Genomic DNA, 14,478 nt, shown 5'->3' with positions numbered 1-14,478 from the left:
AGAAGATGAATTTCCACGAGGTGAGATTTCCCGCGAGCTTAAGCTTTGGCTCGGTTGGCGGTCCGGAACGGCGCACGGATATCGTAACGCTGGCCAACGGGTTTGAAGAACGCAACACGCCCTGGGCGCATTCGCGCAGGCGCTATGATGCCGGGCTGGGGATGCGGTCGTTGGATGACATCGAAACGATGATCTCATTCTTCGAGGCGCGTCAGGGCCAGATGTTCGGATTCCGCTGGAAGGACTGGTCGGACTACAAGTCCGGCTCGGCCACGGCTGACGTCGAACACGGCGATCAGGTCATAGCGCGCGGCGACGGAGAACGCACCGAGTTTCAACTGGTGAAGACCTATAGCTCGGGCGGGGTCAGCTATGTGCGACCGATCACCAAGCCTGTCCTTGGTACGGTGCGTCTGGGCCTTGATCAGGACGCCATGCGCGAAGGCGTCGACTATGAGGTCGATCTGGCCCGTGGGGTGGTCACATTCGTCGCCCCTCCGCCCGAGCAAGTCGAGATCACGGCGGGGTTCGAGTTTGACGTGCCGGTGCGTTTCGACACCGACAAGATCCAGACCAGCGTGGCCAGCTTTCAGGCCGGGGATGTGCCGAATGTCCCTGTGGTCGAGGTGCGCGTCTGATGAGCGGGGATACTCAGGCACTTCAAGCCCATCTGCAAAGCGGTCTGACCACGGTCTGCCGATGCTGGGCGATCACCCGCAAGGACGGTCAGGTCTTTGGCTTCACCGATCACGATATGGAGCTGCGGTTCGACGGGCTGGCCTTTCGGGCCAGCACTGGCCTGACCGCAGCCGCCATCGAACAGGCCACCGGGCTGTCGATCGACAATTCCGAGGCGATGGGCGCGCTGTCCGATGCCTCGGTCCGTGAGGATGATATTGAGGCCGGTCGCTTTGACGGGGCCGAAGTGCGCGCCTGGCTGGTCAATTGGGCCGCGCCCGAGCAGCGTGTGTTGCAGTTTCGCGGCTCGATTGGCGAGTTGCGCCGGGCAGGTGGAGCTTTTCATGCAGAACTGCGCGGACTGACCGATCTGCTGAACCGCCCGCTGGGGCGGATCTATCAAAAGCCCTGCACAGCCGTTTTGGGGGATGCCGCGTGCCGATTTGCCGTAAGCCTGCCCGGTTATCAGGTCGAGGCTGAGGTCTCCGGTTTTGACGGAGGCACGTCGCTTCGGCTGCTTGGTGGAGCCTCCTCGGACGAGGCCTGGTTCGAACGGGGGCGGTTGGATGTGACCTCGGGCTCGGCAAATGGGCTATGGGGGTCGATCAAGCAGGACCGCCGGACGGAAGACGGGCGCGAGATCACCCTGTGGGCCAGCATCGGTGGTGGATTGGCCGTTGGGGACCAGGTGCGCCTGATCGCTGGTTGCGACAAGCGGATGGAGACCTGCCGGTTGAAATTCAACAATTTTCTGAACTTTCAGGGCTTTCCTGATCTTCCGGGTGAAGACTGGGTGATGGCGGTGCCCAAGAAAGGCAACGCGAATACAGGCGGTAGCAGACGATGACGAAAAGCAAGCAAGAGATCGTGGACACCGCACGCGCGTGGCTGGGCACGCCTTATGTGCATCAGGCCTCGGTTCGCGGGGCGGGGACGGATTGTCTGGGCCTGCTGCGCGGCGTGTGGCGCGAGGTGATCGGGCGCGAACCCGAGGCGGTTCCCGTCTACAGCATGGACTGGTCCGAACCGCAGGGTGAAGAACGCATGTGGGCAGCTGCGCGCAGACACCTGAGCGAAAAACCCTCAGCTGAAATGGCCGCCGGAGATGTGCTGCTGTTCCGGATGCGGGACAGCGGCGTTGCAAAACATCTGGGCATTGTCAGCAGCATCGGCGAGGTGCCGCGTTTCATCCATGCCTATTCCGGACATGGCGTCGTCGAAAACGCCCTGAGCGACCCCTGGCGCCGCCGGGTGGTCGCCTGTTTTGAATTCCCGTTGGAGGGTCGCTGATGGCTACTATTCTTCTTTCCGCAGCCGGGGCTGCACTGGGCGGCTCAATCGGCGGCACGGTGGCCGGTTTGTCCACTGCCATTGTCGGTCGGGCGGTCGGGGCCACGCTGGGCCGCGTGATCGACCAACGCATGATGAGCCAATCGGTCATGGGCAGCGGCAGCGAAGTGGTCGAGACCGGCCGCATGGACCGTTTCCGCCTGACCGAAACGGCCGAGGGCGCCCCCGTGGCCACGGTCTTTGGCCGTATGCGCGTGGGTGGTCAGGTGATCTGGGCCTCGGACTTTCTGGAGACCCGGACCACTAGCACGCAATCCTCGGGCGGGGGCGGCAAGGGTTCGCCGAAACCGCCCAAAGTGACGACAACCACCTACAGCTACTCGATCTCTCTGGCGATTGCGGTTGGCGCAGGTGAGATCGCCGATGTCACGCGCGTTTGGGCCGATGGTGAGGAGCAAGAGCGCGCGAGCCTGAACATCCGTGTCTATCACGGGACACAGGATCAACTCCCCGATCCCCTGATCGAGGCTGTCGAGGGCACCGGCAATGTCCCGGCCTATCGCGGTACGGCTTATGTGGTGATTGAGGACTTCCAGCTGGCGTCTTTTGGCAACCGGGTGCCTCAGTTCTCGTTCGAAGTGGTGCGTCCGACACAGCCCGAAATGCCGGATCGCGTGTCCGCGCTGGGCCAAATCGTCAAGGGCGTGGCCCTGATGCCGGGCACTGGCGAATATGCATTGGCCAGCACTCAGGTGAACTATTCCCAAGGGCGCGGGCGCAGTTGGGCGGCCAATGTCAACTCGGCCTCGGGCGAGGCGGATCTGGTCACCTCGACCAAAGCGCTGGCGCGTGAGCTGCCGGGCTGCGAGGCGGCCTCCCTGATTGTGTCGTGGTTCGGAAATGACCTGCGCTGCGGAGACTGTCAGATCACGCCCAAGGTGGTGCGCGATGACATAGATGGTGTGAATATGCCGTGGGTCGTGTCGGGCCTTCGGCGCCATACGGCCGAGGTGGTCCAGCATCAGGATGACCGGCCCGTTTACGGTGGCACTCCGGCGGATGGCGCGGTTGTGCAGGCGATCCAGCATCTTAAGGACGGCGGTAAAGATGTGATGTTCTACCCGTTCATCCTGATGGATCAGTTGCAGCAGAACGGCTTGCCAGACCCCTGGTCGGATGGCGAGCAGCCGCATCTGCCCTGGCGCGGACGGATCACGCTGGACGTGGCTCCGGGGCGCGCCGGGTCGCCGGACCAGACAGCCGACGCCGATGCGCAAGTGGCCGCGTTTTTCGGGGTGGCTCAGGTCAGCGACTTTGGCATCAGCGCGGGGCAGGTGACCTATTCCGGCCCGCAGGAATGGGGGCTGCGGCGCTTTATCCTGCACTATGCCACCCTCTGTCAGATCGCAGGCGGTGTTAGTTCCTTCTGCATCAGTTCCGAAATGCGGGGGCTGACGCAAATTCGCGGAGAAAACGGCTTTCCTGCCGTCGAGCAGCTGCGCCAGCTGGCTGCGGATGTGCGCCAAATTCTCGGCCCGGATACCAAAATCGGCTACGCTGCGGATTGGAGCGAATATTTCGGCTATCAGCCCTCGGGGACAGGAGACAGGTTCTTTCACCTCGACCCCCTTTGGGCGGATGACAATATCGATTTCGTTGGTATCGATAACTACATGCCTCTGTCCGATTGGCGCGATGGTGAAGATCATCAGGACGCCGATGCCGGGTCGATCTACAATCTGGACTACCTGCGCGCCAATATCGAAGGCGGCGAAGGCTATGACTGGTACTATGCCTCACCCGAGGAGGCCGAGGCGCAGATTCGCACTCCGATCGAAGACAGCACCCATTATGAGCCGTGGATCTGGCGCTACAAGGATCTGCGCAACTGGTGGTCGAACTGGCACCACGAACGGATTGGTGGCCTCCGGCAGAACGACCCGACGGACTGGGTGCCAGGGTCCAAGCCGATCTGGTTCACGGAACTGGGCTGTGCTGCCGTGGATAAAGGTACCAACCAGCCGAACAAGTTTCTCGACCCCAAATCCTCGGAATCGAGCCTGCCGCCGCATTCCAACGGCCTCAGGGATGACTTCATTCAGGTGCAATATCTGACGGCAACGCTGGGCTATTGGTCCGAGCCGCAGAACAACCCGGTATCCGAGATCTATGACGGCCCGATGCTGGACCTCTCCAACGCCTATGTCTGGGCCTGGGACGCGCGGCCTTATCCCACCTTTCCAAACCTGCGAAGCCAATGGGACGATGGCGAAAACTACGCCCGAGGGCATTGGCTGAACGGTCGATCTGGCGCGCGTACTCTGGCTTCAGTGGTGACCGAAATCTGCCATGGGGCAGGGGTCACGGATATTGACGTCTCGCAGCTCTATGGCGTGGTCCGGGGCTATGCGGTCGAGGATATCTCGGACGCGCGTTCGGCGTTGCAACCGTTAATGCTGCGCTATGGGTTTGACGCGATTGAAAGGGACGGTGTCCTGCGGTTCCAGACACGTGATGGCTTTGGTGCTGTGGCGCTGGACCCGGATCATCTGGCTGTCAGCTCCGATCTCGACGGCACCGTCGAATACCGCCGCGAGGCCGAGGCCGAGATGACTGGACGTGTTCGCCTGCGCTTTGTTCAATCGGATGCCGATCACGATCTGGTCGCGGAAGAGGCCGTTCTGCCGGACGCGCAGACCCATGCGGTTGCGGTCAATGAGATGCCCCTGTCCATGACCCGTGCCGAGGGTCGCCAGACCGCCGAGCGCTGGCTCAGCGAGGCGCGCGTGTCCCGCGACACCGCCCGGTTTGCCCTGCCTCCCTCCCTGTTGCATCTGGGGGCCGGAGATGTGGTTCGCCTGTCTGAACAAGACGGCAGTGCGCTCTACCGTATCGACCGGTTGGAAAAAGCGGATCTGCAATTGGCCGAGGCCGTGCGGATCGAACGCGGTGTCTACACGGCCAACGGCTTGCAGGACGATCCAGTAGCGATCCGGCCCTTCGTCGCCCCTGTGCCCGTCGTGCCGGTGTTCATGGACCTGCCGCTGTTGACGGGGACAGAGGCTCCGCACGCGCCGTATCTCGCTGTCTCGGCCGATCCTTGGCCCGGTAGCGTCGCCGTTCATGCCTCGGCCAGGTATGAGGACTATGCGCTGCGCGACGTCATTTTGGACCAGGCGGTGATGGGCTTTACGGAAACGCCGCTGCATCGCGCCTCAGCCGGGACCTGGGATGAGGGCGCGCCTCTGCGGGTCAAGCTGATTGACGGCATTCTGGAGTCCCGTCCGCGCACATCCTTGCTGAATGGGGCCAATTTGGCGGCCATCGGTGACGGAACACCGGGCAATTGGGAGGTGTTCCAGTTCTCTGACGCCGCCCTGCAAGAGCCGGGGGTCTATGCGTTGTCCGGACGTCTACGCGGTCAGCTAGGAACGGATGCCCTGATGCTAGACGTCTGGCCCGAAGGATCAAACTTCGTCCTGCTGGATGAGCGTGTGGCGCAGACCAGCCTGTTGCCAAGCGAGCGGCGCGTGGCCCGGCATTTTCGGATCGGCCCGGCCTCGCGCGGGTATGACGACCCATCCTACGAGTATATGGTCGAGGCCTTTGACGGGAACGGCCTACGCCCCTATGCGCCGGTGCATGTGTCTGTGCAGACCCTGCCGGACGCGGACACGTTCAGTTGGATCAGGCGCACGCGGATCGCAGGGGATGACTGGGCGGGGTTGGATGTACCGTTAGGTGAGGAAAACGAGTCCTACCTCATACGTGTCCGGGCCAACGGTGCCTTAGTCCGCGAACAGATCGTGGCCGAACCACGCTGGGCCTATACCGCAGCCGTGAAGTCCGCCGATGGCCTGACAGGTGGATATGAGGTCGAGATCGCGCAAATCTCAGCCACATACGGCGCTGGTCCGGCGGCTCGCATTCAAGTCGCGTAAGACCTGTGCGCCCCGTCCTCCACGGAGACGTCAGCGCTGCGGCACGCGCCCTCTTGGCTGTGCCGCAGCGTTGTCGTCGAACCCTCTGTATCAGGATGGTGGCAGAGGCCGAACTGGCCGACCGCCATGTCCAGCGCACTGGTCGGCTGCACCCGCTCTACGGCAATGGATCCCTGATGACAGCCGCCCGCACTCGGGTGCTGGCGGATGAACCGGGCTTTGACGATCTTGATTATTGCCAGTGTTTTGAGATGGTTTTGCGCCAACTTATACTACGTCAGGCTCGGCGGGCGCTGGGTTGACTTTTTAGAGAGCCGAAAGGCACCAGCACCCACTTGGAACACATTCATTTTGGTTAAGTTGAAGATCACGGGTTTGCGTTTGGCGTTTTTACCACTAAATGGCATGCTAGGCGCAGCAAAGGATCAAAAGCCATGTTTGAAAAGCGCAGCCACGTGACCCCCGTCGATCCGGTCTGGAACCGGATCACGACTGAGGCCCATACCGCCGTTGAGCAAGAGCCCCTGATGGGCGGGCTGGTGCATGCCTGTATTCTGCATCACCGCAGTCTTGAAAGGGCATTGTCGTACCGAGTGGCGGCCAAGCTGTGTTCGAACGAGATGTCGATGATGGTCCTGCGTGAGATCGTGGACGAGGCCTATGCCGACGACCCAAGTTTGATTGAGGCCGCGCGCGCCGACCTGATGGCCGTCTATGAGCGTGACCCAGCCTGCCACCGCCTTCTGCAGCCGATCCTTTATTTTAAAGGCTATCAGGCGATGCAGGCCTATCGCGTGGCCCACTGGTTGTGGCGCAAGGGACGGCATGATCTGGCCTATTTCTTCCAGATGCGTTCGTCTGAGATTTTCGGCATCGACATTCACCCCGCCGCCAGGATTGGCAAAGGGATCATGATCGACCACGCCCATTCCATCGTGATTGGTGAGACTGCCGTGGTTGGTGACAATGTCTCGATGCTGCATTCTGTGACGTTGGGCGGAACCGGCAAGGAAGAAGAGCAGCGCCACCCAAAGATCGGTGATGGAGTTCTGATCGGTGCCGGGGCCAAGGTTCTTGGCAACATTGAGGTCGGCCACTGCAGCCGGATCGCCGCAGGATCGGTGGTGCTGCAAGAGGTTCCCGCTTGCAAGACAGTTGCCGGCATTCCGGCCAAAATAGTGGGCGAGGCGGGGTGCGATCAGCCCTCTATCTCGATGGACCACATGCTGGGCAAGGACCAGTAAACCTCAGTTCGAGCGGTTGTTCTTTCTTTTCAACCGCTCTTGCCGTCTTTGCTCCCGCCGTTCCTTACGCTCGTCGATGCGTTGCTGGCGCTCGGCTCTTTGCTGGGCGATGACGGCTGGGTCACTGGATTTGAACCTGGAGTTTTCGCCCGGGTAGCTGTTGGGTTTCGCCAGCGCCGTGTCAGCAGCAGTTGAGGACGCGGCAACGAAAAGCAATATCTTGGTCAAAACGGAAAAGCGCATGGGCCACCTTTGGTTCTCAAAACCGTCTGTTTAAAAGCTGGGAAAGCGCGGTTGCTGCGGCAACCTTTGGGGCTATCACGCTTGCTCACTTCGTGGCCGTAATCGAGAGAGCACCCGCCGAGGTCGGACCCCGGCGGGTAGAGTTTGATCAGGCCAGCATGACCATCGGATTTTCCAGATTTTCGACGATGGCTTGCAGCAACTGAGCCCCAAGCGCGCCGTCGATGACCCGGTGATCCACAGACATCGTGACGGACATCACGGTTGCAACCGTCAGCTCTCCGTCTTCGCCGACAACTGGCTTTTTCAGGCCTGTGCCGACCGCAAGAATACCAGCATGTGGCGGGTTCACGATGGCGTCGAAATTGTCGATGCCGAACATGCCCAGGTTCGAAACCGCGAATGTGCCACCCTGGTATTCATGCGGAGCCAGCTTGCGTTCGCGGGCGCGACCGGCAAGGTCCTTCATTTCGGTCGACAGGGCAGACAGAGACTTGGTGTCGGCATCCTGCAGGACCGGAGTGAACAGACCGCCTTCGATCGCAACCGCAACGGCCACATCAGACGGTTTCAACTGCAGCACGCGGTCGCCCGCCCAGACTGCGTTGCATTCGGGAACCTGCTGCAGCGCGTTGGCGACAGCTTTGATGATGAAGTCGTTGACGCTGAGCTTCACGCCACGGCCTTCCAGCTGTTTGTTCAACTGGCTGCGGAACTTAAGGAGCGCGTCCAGTTTAATATCGCGGCGCAGGTAGAAATGCGGGATGGTCTGCTTGGCTTCGGACAGGCGCGCGGCAATGGTCTTGCGCATGCCGTCGAGCTTGATTTCCTCGTAATCTCGAGTTTCGTACATCTTGGCGACGGCATCTGCCGATGGGCCAGCCGGTGCCGCCGTTGCGGGGGCGGCGGCTGCTGCAGGGGCCGGAGCGGCTGCTGCTGGCGCTACGGTTGCGCTTTCCACATCCGCTTTGACGATGCGACCATGCGGGCCGGAGCCAGTGATCTGTGCCAGATCAAGGCCCTTTTGCGCCGCGATGCGACGGGCCAGCGGTGAGGCGAAGATACGACCACCATCGGCTTTGGCAGGCGCTGCCGGGGCAGGGGCGGGCGCCTCGGATGCCGCTGGCGCGGCGACCTCGTTACTCGCGGCGGCGGCAGGTGCAGCCGCTGGGGCCGCGGCTGGTGTTGTGCCAATATCATCGGCGCTTTCGCCATCTTCCAGCAGAACTGCGATGGCAGTGTTGACCTTAACCCCTTCGGAGCCTTCCGGGATCAGGATCTTGCCGATGGTGCCTTCGTCAACAGCCTCGAACTCCATCGTGGCTTTGTCGGTTTCGATCTCGGCCAGCAGGTCGCCGGAGGAGACGGTGTCGCCCTCTTTGACCAGCCATTTGGCAAGGGTGCCTTCCTCCATGGTCGGAGACAGGGCGGGCATTAGGATTTCGGTGGGCATTTCAGCGCTCCTCAATCAGAGTAATTTGGTCAAAGGGCGCCTTGGGGCGCCCGGTGCCGCGTGCGAGCGTCGCAATCGCGGCCTCGATTTTTTCTTTGTTCTCTGCCATCCAGACATAGGCGGTCTGGTGCGAGGGGCGCGCGCCTATCAACCGCATATCCGCCGCCAGTCGCTCGGGCACAAGCGCCCGTACGATGCGGTTGTCGATGTCAATCTCGACACGGTAGCATTCGGTTGCTGGATCGCGGCCCCTGATCTCCATTACCGGTAGGTCACCTGTTTGACGGCAGCGATCACCTCATCCGTGGTGATTAGGGCCAGTTTTTCGAGGTTCGCGGCATAGGGCATCGGAACATCCTTGCCCGTGCAGTTGATGACCGGCGCATCGAGATAGTCGAACGCTTCCTGCATCACGACCGAGCTGATGTAGCTACCGACCGATCCTTGTGGCCAACCTTCTTCCACAGTCACGAGACGGTTGGTCTTCATCACCGAGTTGATGATCGCGCCTGTGTCCATCGGTCGGATAGTGCGCAGGTCGATGACCTCGGCGCTGATGCCCTCTTCGGCCAGTTTGTCGGCGGCTTCGAGGGCATACTGCATGCCGATGCCGAAGCTGACGATGGTCACGTCCGAGCCTTCGCGCCAGATGCGGGCCTTGCCCAGAGGAATGGCTAGGTCATCCACTTGCGGCACGTCGAAAGTGCGTCCGTAGAGGATTTCGTTTTCCAGGAAGATCACCGGGTTGGGGTCGCGGATCGCCGATTTCAGCAGGCCTTTTGCGTCGGCGGCCGAGTATGGCATCACGACTTTCAAACCAGGGATCTGCATGTACCATGCGGCGTAGTCCTGAGAGTGCTGCGCGGCCACGCGGGCGGCGGCACCGTTGGGGCCACGGAACACGATCGGGCAGCCCATCTGGCCGCCGGACATATAGAGCGTCTTGGCGGCGGAGTTGATGATCTGGTCAATCGCCTGCATTGCGAAGTTGAAAGTCATGAACTCGACGATGGGTTTCAGACCACCGAAGGCTGAACCAACCGCGATACCGGCAAAGCCATGCTCCGTGATCGGGGTGTCGATCACGCGTTTGGGGCCGAATTCGTCCAGCAGACCTTGGCTGATTTTATAGGCGCCCTGATATTCGGCGACTTCTTCACCCATCAGGTAAACGTCTTCGTCGCCGCGCATCTCTTCGGCCATCGCATCGCGGAGCGCTTCGCGGACAGTCTCGGTTTTCATTTCCGCGTCAGCTGGCCAATCGGGCGACAGGTCCACGACCGGAGCGGCCGGGGCGGCGGCTGCGGGAGCGGGGGCCTCAACCGCCGCAGGGGCGGCCTCGGTCACCGCTGCGGCTGCGTGGGCAGCCGCGGGCAGGGCGGAGGCATCTTCGCCTTCTTCAACCAGGATCGCGATGGGGGTGTTGACCTTGACCCCCTCGGTGCCTTCTTCGATTAGGATTTTGCCGACTATGCCTTCGTCAACGGCCTCGAACTCCATCGTGGCCTTGTCGGTTTCAATCTCGGCCATGATGTCGCCGGAAGATACGGTGTCGCCTTCCTTGACCAGCCATTTGGCCAGCGTGCCCTCTTCCATTGTGGGCGAAAGGGCGGGCATGAGAATTTCGGTTGCCATGTCTTATTCGTCCTCTCAGGCGTAAATATCTGTCCAGAGCTCATCCACCGACGGCTCAGGGCTTTCTTTCGAGAATTCGGCGGCCTGGTTGACGACCTCTTTGATCTCTTTGTCGATCGCCTTGAGGTCATCCTCGGTCGCGTGTTTGCCAGTCAGCAGCAGCTCGCGCACATGTTCGATCGGGTCGCTTTGCTCGCGGACCTTCTGAACTTCTTCGCGGGTTCGGTACTTGGCCGGGTCGGACATTGAGTGGCCACGGTAGCGGTAGGTTTTGACCTCAAGGATGTAGGGGCCTTTGCCTGCGCGGCAGTGCGCGACGGCTTTCTCGCCCGCGGCTTTGACCGCCAGAACATCCATGCCGTTGACCATTTCGCCCGGGATACCGAAGGCCTGACCACGGTGATAGATATCCGCCGAAGAGGTCGAGCGCGCCTGGGCGGTGCCCATAGCGTATTGGTTATTCTCGATCACGAAAACCACGGGAAGTTCCCAAAGGGCTGCCATGTTGAATGTCTCGTAGACCTGACCCTGGTTGGCCGCGCCGTCACCGAAATAGGTGAAGGTCACGCCACCGTTTTCCTTGTATTTATCAGCGAAGGCCAGACCCGCGCCCAGCGGGACCTGAGCGCCAACGATACCGTGGCCGCCGTAGAAATGCTTCTCTTTCGAGAACATATGCATCGAGCCGCCTTTGCCCTTAGACAGGCCGCCCTCACGCCCGGTCAGTTCGGCCATGACGCCGCCCGGATCCATGCCGCAGGCCAGCATGTGACCGTGGTCGCGATAAGATGTGATGCGTTTGTCGCCTTCTTTTGCTGCAGCCTCAAGGCCGACAACAACCGCTTCTTGTCCGATGTAGAGGTGGCAGAAACCACCAATCAGACCCATACCGTAAAGTTGCCCCGCCTTTTCTTCGAATCGACGGATCAACAGCATTTCGCGGTAGTAGGTTTTCAGCTCTTTCGCAGAAACGTTTGGTTTCTTTGTGGTTTTTCGCGCAGCCATTGTGGCGATCTCCCCCTTTCGGACAGATAGTTTAGCGTTAAACTATCTTTTAGAGCATTTCTTGCGATCTGGCGAGCGTAAATATGACGCAGCGTAGCTTTGCGCAATTCATGCAGTGGGAGAAGGGGGTTAGCGGATGACGATTTCATCCGCGCGGATCATGCCCAGTACGGATCGGGCCTGTTGATCCAGTAGGTCGAGATCAAGGTAATTGTCCGAAAGACGGCGGGTGAGGTTTTCCATCTCGGTGATCTCAGCTTTTAGCGCCGCGAGGTCGCGTGACAGGGCGTCCCGTTCCGCCGAAATCTCGACCCGTCGAAACAGGCCATAGTCTCCTTGCACGGCGGCGAAGGTGAAATATACACCCAGCATAAAAGCCACCGAAAAGAAAAAAACTGCGCCCAAACCGGGCCGATGGGAACGGGACACTCTGTTGACCGCCGTATGAAGTCTGCCTCAATAACGGGCCCTTTGTGGGCCTCTGAACACACTATGTCACAGGTGATTCGGGATGTGAATCCCCTGATTCGCAAAAATTGCGTGGTTGAGTCAGATTGTCTCGCGGCCTGGTTTTGAGCGTGCCGCGGAGGTCACTGGTCCAGTGCTGCGACGCCGGGTAGGGTCTTGCCCTCCATCCATTCTAGGAAGGCTCCGCCTGCGGTCGAGATATACGAGAAGTCCTGGGCCGCGCCCGAAGCATTCAGGGCGGCAACGGTATCGCCTCCACCTGCGACCGAGATCAACTGACCGGCGCGTGTCAGCGCAGCGGCTTTCAGGGCGGCGGCGTTGGTGGCGGCGTCAAAGGGCTCCAACTCGAACGCGCCGAGCGGACCGTTCCAGATCAGGGTCTGGCTTTTGCCGAAGATCTCAGTGATGGCGGCGACGCTTTCAGGGCCTGCGTCAAGGATCATGCCGTCTGGGGGGCACTTATCGGCGGGCAAAACCTGATGCGGCGCGTTTGCCTCGAATTTCTCGGCGACGACCACATCAACGGGCAGCACGATGGTGCAGCCGGATGTTTCGGCCTTAGCCAGAATCTCTGCGGCGGTGTCTTTCATCGCGGTTTCGGCCAGCGATTTGCCGACATCGACGCCCTTGGCGACAAGGAACGTGTTCGCCATACCGCCGCCGATGACCAGATAGTCGACCTTGTCGATCAAATTGCCCAACAGCTCCAGCTTGGTGGATACTTTCGCGCCACCAACAACGGCCGTCACAGGGCGTTTAGGCGCGCCCAGAGCGCCCTCCAGCGCCTCAAGCTCGGCCTGCATCAGGCGACCGGCGCAGGCGGGCAGCAAACGGGCCAGCGCCTCGGTCGAGCTGTGGGCGCGGTGCGCGGCCGAGAACGCGTCATTGCAGTAGACATCGCCCAGACGCGCCATGCCAGCGGCCAGATCGGGATCGTTCTTGGTTTCAGCCGCGTGGAAACGGGTGTTTTCCAGAAGCAGCACCTGACCGGGCTGCAGGGCGTCAGCGGCCAGTTCAGCCTCAGTGCCCACACAATCGGCGGCGAACAGGACTTTTGCTCCGAAAGCAGACTCCAAGGTCGGGACAAGTTGGTTCAGCGACAGGCTTTCGCGGCGTTCGCCGCCAGGACGGCCGAAATGGGCCAGAAGGATGGGTTTGCCACCGGATGCCAGAATGTGCTGCACCGTGGGCACAATGCGCTGAATACGGGTGGCGTCGGTCACAACACCGTCAACGACCGGCACGTTGATATCCACGCGCACCAGCACGCGTTTGCCGTTCAGGTCCATATCGTCCAGTGTTTTCCAGCTCATCGCGCAATCCTCGTGTTTTGATACCCTTTGGGCGGTTCTTTTCCTGCATTTTGCCCTCAGGTCAATGCGTCACTTGGCATTCAGGCGCTTGGCGCATAGGTATTTGCGCAAGACAAACGACAGGAGGGCCAGATGGCCGAGATCAAGGATCCCGAAAACACAATCATCATTGAGCTGAAAGACGGCAATGTCGTCATCGAGCTGCTGCCCGACGTGGCACCTCTGCACAGCGCCCGGATGAAAGAGCTGGCCCGTGGGGGGGAGTATGACAACGTGGCCTTCCACCGTGTGATTGACGGCTTCATGGCCCAAACCGGTGATGTCCAGCACGGTGACATGGAAGACGGGTTCAACATCCGCATGGCGGGCACAGGCGGGTCGTCGCTGCCGAACGTTCCGGCTGAATTCTCGAAACTGCCACATGACCGTGGAACGCTGGGCGCGGCGCGCTCGCAGAACCCGGATTCGGCAAACTCGCAGTTCTTCATCAACTTCAAGGACAACCACTTCCTGAACGGTCAGTATACGGTTTATGGCCGCGTGATCGACGGGATGGAGCATGTAGACGCTATTGTACGGGGTGAGCCGCCTGCGAGCCCGGACCGCATGATCAGCGTCAAGGTAGCGGCAGATGCATAAGCTCGCCGCCGCTTTTGTCCTGTTGGCCAGCCCCGCGCTGGCCACCGGGCTGCAGATCGAGGTTGAGGGTGAAGCCAATGGCACCATCACCGTCGACCTGTTCGAAGATGTCGCACCCAAGCACGTTGAGCAGATCACCGCGCTTGCCAATGCGGGTGAATATGACGGCGTCGTCTTCCACCGCGTGATCGAAGGGTTCATGGCCCAGACCGGAGATGTTCAGTTCGGCAACCAGACCAAGGGCAGCTTCAACGCTGCGAATGCAGGTCGTGGTGGCTCGGACCGTCCCGACCTGCCGGCCGAGTTCTCGGACATCACCTTTGATCGCGGTGTGGTCGGCATGGCGCGGTCTCAGAACCCGAACAGCGCGAACTCGCAATTCTTCATCATGTTCGAGCCGGGACCATTTCTGGATGGCCAGTACACCGTTGTCGGTCAGGTCACGGACGGGATGGACGTGGTCGACGCGATCAAGCGCGGTGCGGGTCAGAACGGTGCCGTTGTCGGCCAGCCTGACGCGATGAAAAAGGTCACAGTGACCGAGTAACGAAAAACCTCGGCGCAAGTCA

Annotated in this window: 15 protein-coding genes; 8 read left to right on the top strand and 7 right to left on the bottom strand. The window is 60.9% G+C overall.

The window, feature by feature from the left end:
• Positions 1-5: 5 nt before the first annotated feature.
• The 6 genes from ACRZ95_RS02735 (at position 6) to cysE (ending at position 7,153) form a co-directional block, all read left to right on the top strand.
• Positions 6-638: a DUF2460 domain-containing protein gene (locus ACRZ95_RS02735; protein WP_170676427.1), complete on the top strand. Its 633-nt coding sequence runs from the start codon at positions 6-8 to the stop codon at positions 636-638.
• A complete protein-coding gene (locus ACRZ95_RS02730) occupies positions 638-1,525 on the top strand; it encodes a baseplate hub domain-containing protein (protein WP_170676425.1) in 888 nt (295 codons plus the stop codon). The genes ACRZ95_RS02735 and ACRZ95_RS02730 overlap by 1 nt, the downstream gene beginning before the upstream one ends.
• Positions 1,522-1,968 (top strand): NlpC/P60 family protein, encoded by a 447-nt coding sequence (locus ACRZ95_RS02725; RefSeq protein WP_170676423.1) that lies wholly within the window; start codon positions 1,522-1,524, stop codon positions 1,966-1,968. Before ACRZ95_RS02730 ends, ACRZ95_RS02725 begins: the two co-directional genes overlap by 4 nt.
• Positions 1,968-5,909, top strand: a complete 3,942-nt coding sequence (locus ACRZ95_RS02720; protein WP_170676421.1) for a baseplate multidomain protein megatron — start codon at positions 1,968-1,970, stop codon at positions 5,907-5,909. Before ACRZ95_RS02725 ends, ACRZ95_RS02720 begins: the two co-directional genes overlap by 1 nt.
• Positions 5,910-5,914: 5 nt before the next feature.
• The gene (locus ACRZ95_RS02715) at positions 5,915-6,211 is read left to right on the top strand and encodes a DUF7742 family protein (protein ID WP_170676419.1); all 297 of its coding nucleotides are present in this window, start codon (positions 5,915-5,917) and stop codon (positions 6,209-6,211) included.
• A gap of 132 nt (positions 6,212-6,343) precedes the next feature.
• On the top strand, positions 6,344-7,153 hold the full coding sequence (gene cysE / locus ACRZ95_RS02710) for a serine O-acetyltransferase (protein WP_170374012.1): 810 nt from the start codon (positions 6,344-6,346) through the stop codon (positions 7,151-7,153).
• Positions 7,154-7,156: 3 nt separating this feature from the next.
• Here the strand turns inward: cysE and ACRZ95_RS02705 are convergent, their stop codons facing one another.
• From ACRZ95_RS02705 to ACRZ95_RS02675, 7 genes are all read right to left on the bottom strand, one after another.
• Positions 7,157-7,396, bottom strand: a complete 240-nt coding sequence (locus ACRZ95_RS02705) for a hypothetical protein (protein WP_170676417.1) — start codon at positions 7,394-7,396, stop codon at positions 7,157-7,159.
• A 148-nt stretch (positions 7,397-7,544) separates the two neighbouring features.
• On the bottom strand, positions 7,545-8,849 hold the full coding sequence (locus tag ACRZ95_RS02700) for a pyruvate dehydrogenase complex dihydrolipoamide acetyltransferase (RefSeq protein WP_170676415.1): 1,305 nt from the start codon (positions 8,847-8,849) through the stop codon (positions 7,545-7,547).
• A gap of 1 nt (position 8,850) precedes the next feature.
• The gene (locus ACRZ95_RS02695; RefSeq protein WP_170374009.1) at positions 8,851-9,111 is read right to left on the bottom strand and encodes a hypothetical protein; all 261 of its coding nucleotides are present in this window, start codon (positions 9,109-9,111) and stop codon (positions 8,851-8,853) included.
• Complete coding sequence (locus ACRZ95_RS02690; protein WP_170676413.1) at positions 9,111-10,484, bottom strand: pyruvate dehydrogenase complex E1 component subunit beta; 1,374 nt, start codon at positions 10,482-10,484, stop codon at positions 9,111-9,113. The genes ACRZ95_RS02695 and ACRZ95_RS02690 overlap by 1 nt, the downstream gene beginning before the upstream one ends.
• 15 nt (positions 10,485-10,499) lie before the next feature.
• A complete protein-coding gene (gene pdhA, locus ACRZ95_RS02685) occupies positions 10,500-11,489 on the bottom strand; it encodes a pyruvate dehydrogenase (acetyl-transferring) E1 component subunit alpha (RefSeq protein ID WP_170676411.1) in 990 nt (329 codons plus the stop codon).
• Positions 11,490-11,618: 129 nt separating this feature from the next.
• Entirely contained in the window at positions 11,619-11,918 is a 300-nt protein-coding gene (locus ACRZ95_RS02680) for an FtsB family cell division protein (protein ID WP_170482904.1), read from the bottom strand.
• 161 nt (positions 11,919-12,079) lie between these two features.
• Entirely contained in the window at positions 12,080-13,270 is a 1,191-nt protein-coding gene (locus ACRZ95_RS02675; RefSeq protein WP_170676409.1) for a phosphoglycerate kinase, read from the bottom strand.
• Positions 13,271-13,402: 132 nt separating this feature from the next.
• Between ACRZ95_RS02675 and ACRZ95_RS02670 the strand changes: the two genes are divergently transcribed.
• Positions 13,403-13,909: a peptidylprolyl isomerase gene (locus ACRZ95_RS02670; RefSeq protein ID WP_170374004.1), complete on the top strand. Its 507-nt coding sequence runs from the start codon at positions 13,403-13,405 to the stop codon at positions 13,907-13,909.
• Positions 13,902-14,456 (top strand): peptidylprolyl isomerase, encoded by a 555-nt coding sequence (locus tag ACRZ95_RS02665; RefSeq protein ID WP_170374003.1) that lies wholly within the window; start codon positions 13,902-13,904, stop codon positions 14,454-14,456. The genes ACRZ95_RS02670 and ACRZ95_RS02665 overlap by 8 nt, the downstream gene beginning before the upstream one ends.
• The last annotated feature ends 22 nt before the right edge of the window (positions 14,457-14,478 follow it).

The organism is Ruegeria sp. AI3, assembly GCF_056541245.1.
This window is presented reverse-complemented; position numbering and strand designations above follow the sequence as displayed.

Bases quoted from the DNA above. Each gene is read 5' to 3' on its own strand.
- ACRZ95_RS02720 (WP_170676421.1), top strand. From the start codon at position 1,968: ATGGCTACTATTCTTCTTTCCGCAGCCGGGGCTGCACTGGGCGGCTCA.
- cysE (WP_170374012.1), top strand. From the start codon at position 6,344: ATGTTTGAAAAGCGCAGCCACGTGACCCCCGTCGATCCGGTCTGGAAC.
- ACRZ95_RS02675 (WP_170676409.1), bottom strand. From the start codon at position 13,270: ATGAGCTGGAAAACACTGGACGATATGGACCTGAACGGCAAACGCGTG.
- ACRZ95_RS02735 (WP_170676427.1), top strand. From the start codon at position 6: ATGAATTTCCACGAGGTGAGATTTCCCGCGAGCTTAAGCTTTGGCTCG.
- ACRZ95_RS02700 (WP_170676415.1), bottom strand. From the start codon at position 8,849: ATGCCCACCGAAATCCTAATGCCCGCCCTGTCTCCGACCATGGAGGAA.
- ACRZ95_RS02730 (WP_170676425.1), top strand. From the start codon at position 638: ATGAGCGGGGATACTCAGGCACTTCAAGCCCATCTGCAAAGCGGTCTG.
- ACRZ95_RS02670 (WP_170374004.1), top strand. From the start codon at position 13,403: ATGGCCGAGATCAAGGATCCCGAAAACACAATCATCATTGAGCTGAAA.
- ACRZ95_RS02695 (WP_170374009.1), bottom strand. From the start codon at position 9,111: ATGGAGATCAGGGGCCGCGATCCAGCAACCGAATGCTACCGTGTCGAG.
- pdhA (WP_170676411.1), bottom strand. From the start codon at position 11,489: ATGGCTGCGCGAAAAACCACAAAGAAACCAAACGTTTCTGCGAAAGAG.
- ACRZ95_RS02725 (WP_170676423.1), top strand. From the start codon at position 1,522: ATGACGAAAAGCAAGCAAGAGATCGTGGACACCGCACGCGCGTGGCTG.
- ACRZ95_RS02705 (WP_170676417.1), bottom strand. From the start codon at position 7,396: ATGCGCTTTTCCGTTTTGACCAAGATATTGCTTTTCGTTGCCGCGTCC.
- ACRZ95_RS02690 (WP_170676413.1), bottom strand. From the start codon at position 10,484: ATGGCAACCGAAATTCTCATGCCCGCCCTTTCGCCCACAATGGAAGAG.
- ACRZ95_RS02665 (WP_170374003.1), top strand. From the start codon at position 13,902: ATGCATAAGCTCGCCGCCGCTTTTGTCCTGTTGGCCAGCCCCGCGCTG.